Source organism: Maricaulis maris MCS10 (assembly GCF_000014745.1).
GTDB classification, from domain to species: domain Bacteria; phylum Pseudomonadota; class Alphaproteobacteria; order Caulobacterales; family Maricaulaceae; genus Maricaulis; species Maricaulis maris_A.
The window spans coordinates 1,207,473-1,219,120 of sequence record NC_008347.1; the positions used below are offsets into that span (position 1 = coordinate 1,207,473).

Below are 11,648 nucleotides of genomic sequence, written 5' to 3' on the forward strand. Positions count from 1 at the left end.
TCGGCGGGCCGCGTGCCCGCCGGCGGTTCGGCTACTCGGCGATGATCGGTGGCTTCTCGACCAGCCCGACCCGCTCTTCCGCCGGCACGGCCAGCGGCTTGGGCGGATCGAAACGACGATCCTTTGACGAGCCCGGATAGACCAGCGTCAGCGTTGCGCCCAGCGTGTAGTAGGAGCGCAGCAGCCGGAAGGCCATATAGGCCGGCATGTAGAGGATCAGGTCCGGGCGGCGCCAGAAGGCGACCACCGCGCAGGCCATGATGAAGGGCATGCCGAACATGACCGCCAGCACCGTGGTCAGATGCGGGTGGTCGTAAATCCCTCCGAACATGAAGAACAGCACGACACCATAGATCGCCAGCGGCGCCATCATCGCCCGGCGCGCGCCATTCATCAGCGTGAAGGGCAGCACCACCGCCCCGGTGATCAGATTGCCCTGGAACAGCATTTCGCGATTGTGCGCGGTGACATGATAGAGGCTGCGGAACCAGCGGGTCCGCTGCTCGCGCAGGAATTCCATGCTGTCGGGCACTTCGGTACGGAATTTGACCCGCGGATCGGAAACGGCGCGATAGCCCAGATTGGTCATGCGCAGGACAATGTCGGTGTCCTCGCCATTCATTTCCTCGACAATGCCGCCGGCCTCCATCAGCACGTCACGCCGATAGATGCAGAACATGCCCGGAATGCCCAGAATGCCGTTGAAGGCACCCAGCGCGACCTGGAAATAGCCGTGGCGGTTGAGCACTTCGATGGTGCGGAACTTGTCCAGCAGCCCCGTGCGCTTGAGTGGCAGTGGCAGGCCGCCGACCGTGCCGACGGTCTCGTTGGCAAAATGGCGCATCGCCAGCCGCAGGGATTGCGGGTCGATCTGGGTATCGGCATCGATGCGGACCACATAGTCCTCGCTGATCAGCTCAAGACCGTGATTGAGCGCCTTGGCCTTGCCGGGAATGATGCTCTCGATCACCTCGCCCCGGGCACAACGGCATTTGGCGATTGCCTGACGGGCCACGTCGGCCGTGTCGTCGCTGGAGCAGTTCTCCATCAGCAGGATGCGCACCGGCCCGTCATAATGGGCGGCGGCCTCGTCAATGGCGTCAATCGTCTGGCCGATGAGATGGGATTCATTGTGGGCGGGGATCAGGACGGCCACTGGCGGCGAGAAGGACCGGCGCCGTGACAGCGTGTTGCGCATCCAGCCGAGCGAGGCCAGTTGCACGGTGAAGAATTGCTGGGCGAGGAAAACGCCCGGCCCCATGCCGCCCAACAGCGCCAGATTGCGCAATTGCTCCACTTCGCCGCCATACAGTGTCAGGGCCACGACCGCGCCGATCGCCGACGTCAGCGCAGCCACGCTGATCAACCAGTATTCGTGATAGCGACCGCGGCGGCGCACCGGTGACCCGCACGGGCCCGGCAGTCGCGCCTGGTTGAGCACGGTGTGCGGGAAGATCGCCAGTCCGGACAGTCCGACCAGGATTTGCTGGACGTGGACCGGCCAGACTGCGTCGGCCTGCTGCCAGGACAGCATGGCCGCACCGTCGACTATGGCCGCTATGCCCGCCAGCTTGATCAGGAAGCTGAAGCCGAGCCGCAGCCGCGCCAGCACCGGGCCGTGCGCATAGGCGGCATAGCTGATGTAGAAGATCACCAGGAAGATGCGGATTGGCAGGACGGCGTTGAAGCGGTCGGCGGTGAAGAAAATGAGGTCGGTCGGAACGCTGCCCGGCCAGCGGGCATTGGCCCAGGCCGCGGCCGACAGGGCGAGAATGGTCAGCGCCAGGAAGGTGATCAGGAATCCGTCGGTGACCGACCGGTCGCGCTTGACGCTGATACCCTTCGGCGCGCTGTCGACGGACCGGAAGAAATCAGCGGGCCGGGCGGATTTGCCCGGTCCGGATCTGTCCTGACGATCCTTGCCTGCCATGGGTGCTCCTGCATGTTCGGGACCTGTCGGAAGACTGAACGATGGCGTCCAATTTCGGCCCCGATGCGACACTAAGGCTTGAAATTATCAAGATTAAGGCGCCAAGGCGATGGCGAAAGCCGAACCGCGGCGATAAGCTTCACGCAACAACATGAAATTCAGGGGGTTCCGACATGACATTCCGCCTCAATACGCTGCTGGGCAGCGCCATCGGCCTGGCCCTGCTGCCCGCCCTGGCGGAGGCTCAGGACGCGCGGTTCGAATTCCGGTCGGACAACGCCGTCGAGCGGTCGGACCCCTTTATCGATCAGGATGTCCTGGAACCGCAGGGCGCTTCAGACCTGGAAACCGGCTTCGACAGCAATAACTGGCTGCGCATCGTCAAGCCGGTCGGTGAGGGGCGTGTCTGGCGCTTCGAGCAGCAGGCCCGCCTGCGCCGCTATGAGGATCGCGATGACCTCAACTCCTTCCTGCTGACGCCGCGGGTCCAGTACTGGGCGCCGGTCGGCGAGAACTGGCAGATGCGGGTCGCCGCCGAAGGCTCGGTCCTCAATCGCGATGGTGACCGCCACTATACGCGCCTGCAGGCCGAGGGGCAGTTGCGCTATCGTGGTCAGGCTGACCGCGAGACGGTGCTGCGATTGCGGGCCAACCAGTATGATTTCGGTGATCAGGTCGTGGCCGGTCTTGATCAGTCACAATGGCGTTTGGGCGTCGAGCAATATGGCTATGGCGACGAGCGCCGCTCGGGCTGGTATCTGGCCGGTTTCCTGACCGACTCCAGTGCCGATGCCGACCGTTTCAGCTTCACTGAAGCGCAGGTGCGGGCCCGGACCTGGCGCCCGCTGGGCGAGAAGACGCGCGGTGAACTGCGGTTTGAAGCCTCACAGCGCGCCTATGATGGACCGTTTTCGGTCGCCCAGGCCTTTGAGCGCGAGGACACGCGCTGGCGGGCGACCGGCCGGGTTGAGCACATGATCAGCGATCAGGTGACCCTGTTCGGTGAGGCAGGCTATGTCGACAATGACTCGAATATCGACCTGCGCAGCTATTCCGGCGCCGTGTTCCAGGTCGGCCTCCGGATCCAGAATCGCTGACCTCGCAGACGGGCGTGTTGCCTGTCAGCTGCCGACGATGCCGTAGGCGCCACCGCGCTCGATCGCGGCCTTGTAGGCCGGGCGGGCCTGCATGCGGGCGACATAGGCTTTCAGATTGGGGTAGCGCTCGTCGAGCCCGCCCCGGGCAGCGGCGGCCTCCAGCGGGAAAGTCAGCTGGATGTCGGCGCCGCTGAAGGCGTCACCGGCAATCCATTCCCGTCCCTCAAGGTACGACTCGATAAAGCCGAACAGAGAGGCCAGTTCCGGATCGACAAAGCTGGACCGGAGCCGGGCCGCTACCTGGCGGATGACCGGCTTGACGAAGAAGGGCGCCTTGGATTTGGGCATCTGGTCGCTGATCAGCTTGAGCAGCAGGGGCGTCATCAAGGAGCCCTCGGCGAAATGCATCCAGTAGACATAGTCGCGATAGGCGGGCGTCCCGGCTTCCGGCTTGAGGGCGGGGGCATAGGTGTCGACCAGGTATTCCACGATCGCGCCGGATTCGGCGATGACAGTCTCGCCGTCCGAAATGACCGGAGACTTGCCGAGCGGGTGGACGTCACGCAGAGCCTGCGGCGCGCGCATGGTGGTCGCGTCGCGCATGTATTTCTTGATCTCGTAATCCAGGTCGGCTTCTTCAAGCAGCCAGAGAATGCGCTGCGAGCGGGAATTGTTGAGGTGGTGGACGGTGATCATGGACTTCTACCCGGCTGACTGTCGACGCGTCATGAAATAGGCGCCTGCGATCAAAAGGCAACGCGTCTGCGCTGCATGATCAGTCGAGCAGGACGTCGATCGCATCGGCCGGCGGTGCAATCCAGCCGGTCACCGGTGTGCCCAGCGCCAGGCCGAGATGCCCCAGAACCAGTTCGAGGCTGTCGACCAGGGCCGCGTCGCCATCTGCGAGATCAACCAGCGTGTAGCGCGACAGGCCGATCAGGTCGCCGACATGGGTGTGGCCATTGTCCGCGAGCCGAAAGGCCAGCTCGGTGAGGTGGGTCTGACGGGCACAGAGGGTGATCACATCGCGGTTCAGCACGCTGTCGCGGGGCGGCGGTGCGGTCGATCGCGGGCTCGGCAGTGCGGGCGCCTCGTCCAGCTGTTTGGCGATGATCGCCATGTAAAACCCCATCAGTTGCGTCGTTGCCTGAATTCAACACAACATATTGTGGGGTGGGTCGGGCCGCGGGCAAATGCATATTCTATGCATCCACAGGGTTTGCCTGTGGATAAGCGGGCTCGAAAGCAAAGGCTTGAAAAACTCAGATGTCGGCCCAGCGGGCGTTGACGCCCAGGCGATAGAACACATCGTCCCAATAGTCCCGGAGCGGACCGCGTTGTTCCGCTTCCCAGCTGTCGCGCGGGATCAGGTGAATCTCGAGGCCGACGCCGCGCAGCGTGTCGCCATAGGTATCGCGAATGGCGGTGGCGACGGTGTCGGCGGGCGGGATGCGGGCATCCAGCGCCCCGCGCCGTCGGCCATAGACCGAGAAGATCTCGGAATTCTGCAACATGTCCGAAACCAGCACGATGCGGCGTCCCGGCACGGTATTGTCGAAGCTGGGATCCTGGGCGAGGCGGGCCAGCGCCTCGATGATCGGGCTCGACGGCGCATCCTTGGGCAGGACGAGATCGGCCAGGGCCCGGTCCAGCGGATCGGCAAACAAAGCCTCGTAGCGTGCCTGGATGCGGTCGGGATTGCGGTAGAGCGGATTGACCTGTTCGCCAGCACCGGGATTGCACAGCGAAAAACTGTTGGTGTTTCGCAGCTGACCGCTCTCATTGAGCTCGTAGAGGGAGAAGCGTTCGCCAACCGCGAGGCCATCACGTTCCGACAGGATCAGGCTTTCAATGCCGCCCGCCTGTTCCGGGGAGTAGAGGTCGGTCTTGTCGATGACCACCACCCGGTGCGGTGGCAGGGCGTCAGCCAGGCACAGGGTCTGGCTGTCATACTCGTCCGGCGTGAGCTTGAATGCGGCATAGCTGATACCGCCGATGACAGCTGCTACGACAGCAAGATTGAACAGGCCTATGGCGTCGCGTCCGGACATTCCCCACCCCCTGGGTCGTTACCCGTGAATCGGCCGATCGCGGTGACCCACGGGTAGAGCTTAGCTGCGCTCGCGTGGCCCGGCCAAGTCCTGACAGATATCATCGAGCAGATTTTTTGCCTCGACGAGTTCTTCCAGCTCTGGCTGCGACAGTTTGCGGGCGTCTTTCCAGCCGGCCTCGAGGGCCTTCTCCAGATCGCGCGAAGCCGCTTCAAGGCGACGGGAAACCCCGCCATAGCCCGGAATGGCGTCGTCGAAAGTGCGGCCCTTGAAGGCTGCGATGGCGGCAAAGGTGGTGCCCAGGATGAACAGCAGCAGGGCTTCCAGCGTCTGCAGGCCGAACGGGTTGGCACGCGCCTCGACCACCGGCGCCAGCACCGCGCCGGTCATTTCGGACCCGCCGAGGGCCAGCGTTGCGGCGTTCAGCTCCAGCAGGTCGCGATAATGGGCCGCGGTCAGGTTGAGCATCACCAGGATCGCGGCGCCGATGATCACGCCCACAGCCGCGAGACCGGAAATGATCGGTCGGTTACGGTTGGACATGTGACGCAGACCGATGAAACCGATCAGGAAGAAGCCGGCGATGACATTGGTGAAGGAGACGGTGATCGCCTGCAGCCAGCCACCCAGCAGTCCGAGATCGGAACCGGTGGAGAAGAAGTAGGCATTGGCCAGACCCTCAAAGAGCACCAGCGTTGCCAGGATGGAAAAGTGCAGGATGTGCGAGGTCGGATAGATGGCCGCGCGGTCAATCGGTTTGACGGCCGGCTTGTCCGTTCCTTCGGTGTCCTCGACGGCACCGCCCCAGGTGCGACGGAATTTCAGGAGATCAGCCCGGCGGGCCCGGGCGATGGCGCGGGCACGACCCAGCTGGATCAGCGCGGCAGGCGCGCGGGTCTCGCGGAATTCAGCAAGATCCGGACGCAATTCCAGATCGGCTTCGACAATGTTCTGATCTAAGGGCATGGCCTCCCCCTCATTCGACCAAGCCGGATTGGCTCTGACATCATGGTTAATTTGCAATTGTGAAGCGAAATGGCTCGGATTGAGGCGATTTTGAGGGGAAATCGGTCGCGATCTGGGGCAAGCTATTGAAATCCGGTGGGCAGCACCGCAGATTCGCGAGCGAAGATAGGGGAGATGATCATGACAGGACGCAAAACGTCACGGCGGGACTTGCTCAAGGGCGGCGCACTGGCTGTCGTCTCGGTCGGGGCAACGGGCGCTGCCACCGCGCGGCAGGTCAGCACCACCGGCGCAGTCGTGGAGGAGGCCGTCACACCGCAAACGCTGCAATGCGCTGAAGCGCTGTTTGACGTTCGCTACACCGATGCCGAGCGTGAAATGGTCGTCGCCGAGATCGATGGCTGGATTGACCGGATGAGCCGGCAGCGGGCCCATGCCAAACCCAACACGCTTTCGCCTGCCACCGTTTTCGACCCGCGCCTGCGTTCCCGTCGCTATCGTGACCAGGCGGATCAGGTCGCCCCGTCCGGTGCGGATGCCGGCGCGCTGCCATCAAGCCCCGCCGACATCGCTTTCGCGCCTGTCTGGAAGCTGGGCCAGTGGATGCGGCGCGGCGTCCTGACCTCGCGCCGCCTGACCGATATCTATCTCGACCGTATCGCTGTCCATGGCGACACGCTGGAGTGTTTTGTCACGGTGACGCCGGACCTCGCCCGGGCCCAGGCGGATGCCGCCGACCGGGAGCTCGCCGCCGGTCAGGACCGTGGTCCGCTGCACGGTATTCCCTATGGCATGAAGGACATTGTCGATGTGGCCGGCGTGCGCGCGACCTGGGGGGCGACGCCCTATCAGGACCGTGTCGCTGAAGCCGATGCCACGGTGACGACCAGGCTGCGCGAGGCAGGTGCTGTCCTGCTCGGCAAGACCACCAATGGGGCTTTGGCCTATGGTGATCGCTGGTTTGGCGGCATCACCCGCAATCCGTGGAATACGCAAGAGGGCTCGTCCGGCTCAAGCGCCGGTTCGGCCTCAGCGACGGCGGCCGGACTGGTTGCTTTCGGCATCGGTACCGAGACGCTGGGGTCGATCGTGTCGCCGTCCAATCGCTGTGGCACCACCGGTTTGCGCCCGACTTTCGGGCGGGTCTCGCGGCACGGGGCGATGGCGCTTTGCTGGTCGCTCGACAAGATCGGGCCGATCTGCCGCTCGGTCGAGGATACCGGCCTGGTACTGGCGGCGCTGAACGGATTTGACGCCGCTGATGCCGGCTCACTGGATGTCGGGCTGGAGATTGATGCCGCCCGGCCGGTTCGGGGCATGCGGGTCGGCTACAGCCCGGCCTGGTTCGAGGCCGGCAGTGATGCCGACCGGGCGGCCCTGCAGGCGGCCCGGGATGCCGGTGTCGAACTGGTCGAGGTCGAACTGCCCGATCTGCCCTATGACGGCCTGTTCGCGGTCGTCGAAGCGGAATCGGCAGCTGCCTTTGAGCACCTGACCCTGTCCGGCGAGGATGACAGCCTGGTCTGGCAGGCGCCGGCGGCCTGGCCGAATACCTGGCGCCGGGCCCGCTTCATTTCCGCCGTCGATCTGATCAATGTCGACCGCTTCCGGCGCGAGGTGATGGAGATGATGGACGGTGTGATGGAGGGGCTGGATGCGATGATCGGCCCGAACTTCGCCAATGCATTGCTGGTCATCACCAATTATACCGGTCACCCGCAGCTGGCGATCAAGTCCGGCTATAACCAGCTTGCCACCCGGACCATTTTCGGCGATCCGGCGAGCGATGAGGGCACTACCCACCGCGTGCCGCAAACCACCAGCCTGTGGGCGCCCCTTTTTGAAGAAGGCACGCTGATCGCGCTGGGGCGCGAAATCGAACGCCGGCTCAATGTCGCGGATGACCATCCGCCCGCTTTCCACCAGGAGTGATCATGAAATTCTTTGACTACAAGGCTGCACCCAGCCCGCGCCGGGCCCGTATCCTGATGGCCGAGAAGGGCATTGATATCGAGATCGAGCAAATCGATCTGGGTGCCCGCGCCCAGTTTGACCCCGCCTTCAAGGCGATCAATCCGCGCTGTACCGTGCCGGCCCTCCAGCTCGATGACGGGACCGTCCTTTGCGACAACGCATCGATCGCCCGCTATTTCGAGGAAATCTATCCGGACCCGCCGATGTTGGGCCGGACACCGGTTGAAAAGGCTCTGGTCGCCGAGTGGCTGGCGCGGGTCGAGGGGGAAGGGCTGATGGGCGTCGCCGAAGCGCTGCGCAACCGGTCCGAATTCTTCAAGGATTCCTCGGTTACCGGCCCCAATCGCTATGCCCAGGTGCCCGAGCTGATCGAGCGGGGGCGGGCGCGGGCGACGGCCTGCCTGCACGATCTCGACACCCGTCTGGGTGAGGCGGCCTATCTGGCCGGCGACGCGTTCAGCGCGGCCGATATCGCCGCCTTCGTCTTTGTCGACTTCACCGCCTGGATCAAGCTGCCCATGCCGGAAGGCCTGGACAATCTGGCCCGCTGGCGCGAAGCGGTGGCGGCGCGGCCGAGCATCGAGGCCTGACGTCTGGAGCTGGTTAGGGCCGGCCGGGCTCAGCTCTGACGGGTCGGGAACAGCGTCTTGCCTTTCAGGCGAAGCTCGAACAGGTCCGGCCGCGAATAATGGCCGGCCGGATCGCAGGCGGCTTTCGCCTTGCGGACTTCGTCCAGATTGGCGTCGGCATAGAGGATGGTTTCTCCATCCGCCGGCCCGGCAATGATCTCGCCGCGTGGATCGATGATCACGCTCTGCCCTGTGTGTTCAAAGGCGTTCAGCGGTTTGAACCGCTCCGGCACATGCTGATCGAGACGCAAGCCGGCAGCCGCGATGACATAGGCGCCGGCCTGGCTGGCAAAGGCCCGGGACAACAGATGCTGCCGGGCCCAGACCGGATCGCTGGGCGCGTTTTCCGGCTCATGACCCGGCCAGGCGGCGACATGGACCTGCGTGCCCTGCGCAATGAGTGAGAAGCCGGGCAGGACGATATTGTGCTCCCAGCAATTGAGGCCGGACAGGCGCCCATAGGGTCGTTCATGGACCACCAGCCCGTCGGCATCGCCATCCGCCCAGACCGACCGTTCATGATGGGTGGGTTTCAGCTTGCGGTGACGCCCCATGACCTCGCCTTCGCGGGAGATGAAGACGAGGCTGGCGTAGATCGAGCTTTGCGTCGCCGGATCGAGTTCGGCGATGCCGATCACCACATCGGTTCCGGCGGCGCGGGCTGCCTTGCAGATCTGCGCGATCTCCGGCCCGTCCAGACGCACGGCCTGTTCGAGATAAAGCGCCGCCGCCTCCCACCACAGATCCCCGAGCGGCGCCTCGATGAAGAAGGGGTAGCCGGGTAGCCAGGTCTCGCCGAAGGCCGCGATATCGGCGCCATTGCGACCCGCCTCAGCGATCAGCTCGCAGGCCTTGTCGGTGCAGGCCTGCCGGTCGAAGACAATCGGAGCCGCCTGGATGGCCGCCAGTATGAAACCGGTCATGGCGCGCCCGGCTGTGGGAGGGGCGCAGCGCCGGGATCATGCTCATCGAACCAGCGCAGGATCTCGGCGACCTTGGTCAACAGCCGGCTCGGGCGCGAATTGGATATGCCGTGGAAACTGTCCGGTATGATGACCAGGCGCGTCGGTACGTTGTTGAGATGAAGCGCTGAGTAATACTGCTCGGTCTCGGCCCGCGGCGTGCGAACATCGGCTCCGCCGACCATCATCAGGGTCGGTGTGGTGACATTGCCGACGAGCGATAGCGGCGAGCGGCGCCAGTATTCGTCCGGATCCTCCCAGGGCGGGCTGGCGAACCAGTAGCGATAGAAGAATTGCGGCAGGTCGGAATAGAGCACGAAACTGGCCCAGTTGATCACCGGCTTGACCGAGGCGGCCGCGGCGAAGCGGTCGGTATTGCCGATGATCCACGCGGTCAGCAGTCCACCGCCGGACCCCCCGGTGACAAACAGCCGCTCCTCGTCGATGAAGCCGCGGCCCAGCATGTGATCGACCCCGCCCATCAGGTCGTCGTAGTCGTCGCCGGGATAGGCATGGTGGATGAGGTTGGCGAAGTCATACCCATAGCTCGTCGATCCGCGCGGGTTTGTGTAGAGCACGACATATCCGGCGGCGGCCATCAGCTGCAGCTCGGCGGAAAAGGTCGGACCATAGGCGGTGAACGGACCGCCATGGATTTCCAGGATCATCGGCCAGGCGCGCGACGGATCGAAATCGGGCGGATAGAGCACCCAGCCATGGATGTCGCGGCCGTCGGCCGGAGAAGCCCAGCTCACGGCCTCGGCCGGTGACAGGGCGGTGCCAGCCAGGGCGTCACTGTTCAGATCGGTCAGCAAGCTCTGCACGCCGTCGGCGGTGACCAGGGCCAGCTCGGCAGGGTGTTGCGGCGAGCCTGTGGTGAAGACCACATCGCCAGTTGCGGAAACGGCATAATCGCCGCCGGTATAAGGACGTCCGAATGTCGAGCCGATCAGTCCTTCGGCCACGACGCTCAGACTGCCATCCAGGGCGACAAATCCGACCCGGGTTGTGCCGCGATCATCGAACTGGACATAGAGACCTGAACTGTCGCCAGCCCATTGCGGATTGCCGACCGAGCGGTCGAGCGAAGCCGTCAGTGAGCGTGCCGTCCCGCCCCCGCTTGGGACGATGTAGAGTTCGGTATTGTGATAGCCCATCCGGTGGTCATCATATCCGAGATAAGCGATCCATTGTCCGTCCGGGGAAGCTCGCGGAGAGGCGTCCGGCCCGGCCCGGTCTGTCAGCTGGGTGACGTCACCGGTGGCGATGTCGAGCCGGTGCAATTCGCTGTCGGGTGGCAGCTGCCCCAGTTGCGGGCGTCGATCGGCGGAAAAGATCAGCGACGCGCCGTCATTGGCCCAGACGAAATCACCCGAACCGCCCAACCCGTCTTCGCTGAGCAGGGTGGTCGTCCCGGTCCGCAGGTCGATCATGTAGAATTGCTGGATGCCGGGCGGGATGTTGCCGGCACCGTCGAGGCGGAAGGTGAGGCGGTTTTCGACAACGGCCGGCGCCGCTCGTTCGGCGTCCTCCGCTGCAGCGGGCAGGGCCGCTGCAACCGGTCCGGGAAGGGCCTTGAACATTGACCAGGCGAGGCGGTTGCCATCGGGCGACCAGGCCAGCCCACCGGGAGCGCCGGGCAGCTCCGTCACCAATGAGTCGCTTCCATCGCGGCTGCGTGTCCGCAGGCTGACGCCGGCTTCACCGGCATAGGTGTAGGCGAGGGTCTGGCCGTCTGGCGACCAGCGCGGCGATCCGGACGCTGCTCCGTCGGCGGACAGGGGTTCGTGATGGGATCCATCCGCTCGGACAAGCCAAATAGAAGATCGGGTTTGGTCGCTTTTGACGTCATTTGTGCGGCGCACATAAGCAACCCGCTCACCGTCGGGCGAGATGCTGGGCGCTGATGCGGCCTCGAGCTGAAAGATAATTTCGGGCGTCAACGGTGTTGCTGATTGTCCGCATGCTGCGCCTGCGAAGGCGATCGCGGCCAACATTCCCGCTATCGGTTTGATCACAAACAGTCTCCGTCCAATTTC

At 64.4% G+C, this 11,648-nt stretch carries 10 protein-coding genes; 3 read left to right on the top strand and 7 right to left on the bottom strand.

Features of this window, described 5'->3' with window-relative positions:
* Positions 1-31: 31 nt before the first annotated feature.
* Positions 32-1,930 (bottom strand): glycosyltransferase, encoded by a 1,899-nt coding sequence (locus MMAR10_RS05750; protein WP_011643045.1) that lies wholly within the window; start codon positions 1,928-1,930, stop codon positions 32-34.
* A gap of 173 nt (positions 1,931-2,103) precedes the next feature.
* Here MMAR10_RS05750 and MMAR10_RS05755 point away from each other — a divergent pair, with 173 nt between their 5' ends.
* Positions 2,104-3,027 carry a hypothetical protein gene (locus MMAR10_RS05755; RefSeq protein ID WP_011643046.1) on the top strand — a complete coding sequence of 308 codons (924 nt, stop codon included), beginning with the start codon at positions 2,104-2,106 and terminating at the stop codon, positions 3,025-3,027.
* 24 nt (positions 3,028-3,051) lie between these two features.
* Here MMAR10_RS05755 and MMAR10_RS05760 read toward each other — a convergent pair whose 3' ends face one another.
* From MMAR10_RS05760 to MMAR10_RS05775, 4 genes are all read right to left on the bottom strand, one after another.
* Entirely contained in the window at positions 3,052-3,723 is a 672-nt protein-coding gene (locus MMAR10_RS05760; protein WP_011643047.1) for a glutathione S-transferase, read from the bottom strand.
* Positions 3,724-3,802: 79 nt separating this feature from the next.
* Positions 3,803-4,147: a hypothetical protein gene (locus MMAR10_RS05765; RefSeq protein WP_011643048.1), complete on the bottom strand. Its 345-nt coding sequence runs from the start codon at positions 4,145-4,147 to the stop codon at positions 3,803-3,805.
* A gap of 142 nt (positions 4,148-4,289) precedes the next feature.
* Complete coding sequence (locus MMAR10_RS05770; RefSeq protein ID WP_011643049.1) at positions 4,290-5,078, bottom strand: hypothetical protein; 789 nt, start codon at positions 5,076-5,078, stop codon at positions 4,290-4,292.
* 60 nt (positions 5,079-5,138) lie between these two features.
* Positions 5,139-6,044 carry a hypothetical protein gene (locus MMAR10_RS05775; protein ID WP_011643050.1) on the bottom strand — a complete coding sequence of 302 codons (906 nt, stop codon included), beginning with the start codon at positions 6,042-6,044 and terminating at the stop codon, positions 5,139-5,141.
* Between the two features lie 180 nt (positions 6,045-6,224).
* Here MMAR10_RS05775 and MMAR10_RS05780 point away from each other — a divergent pair, with 180 nt between their 5' ends.
* Both MMAR10_RS05780 and MMAR10_RS05785 read left to right on the top strand, forming a co-directional pair.
* Positions 6,225-7,976 carry an amidase gene (locus tag MMAR10_RS05780; protein WP_011643051.1) on the top strand — a complete coding sequence of 584 codons (1,752 nt, stop codon included), beginning with the start codon at positions 6,225-6,227 and terminating at the stop codon, positions 7,974-7,976.
* Positions 7,977-7,978: 2 nt separating this feature from the next.
* A complete protein-coding gene (locus MMAR10_RS05785; RefSeq protein ID WP_011643052.1) occupies positions 7,979-8,608 on the top strand; it encodes a glutathione S-transferase family protein in 630 nt (209 codons plus the stop codon).
* A 29-nt stretch (positions 8,609-8,637) separates the two neighbouring features.
* On the opposite strand, the gene MMAR10_RS05790 is transcribed toward MMAR10_RS05785, so the two are convergent.
* Complete coding sequence (locus tag MMAR10_RS05790; protein ID WP_011643053.1) at positions 8,638-9,570, bottom strand: carbon-nitrogen hydrolase family protein; 933 nt, start codon at positions 9,568-9,570, stop codon at positions 8,638-8,640.
* Entirely contained in the window at positions 9,567-11,261 is a 1,695-nt protein-coding gene (locus tag MMAR10_RS05795) for a S9 family peptidase (RefSeq protein WP_233353874.1), read from the bottom strand. The genes MMAR10_RS05790 and MMAR10_RS05795 overlap by 4 nt, the downstream gene beginning before the upstream one ends.
* Positions 11,262-11,648: the final 387 nt, after the last annotated feature.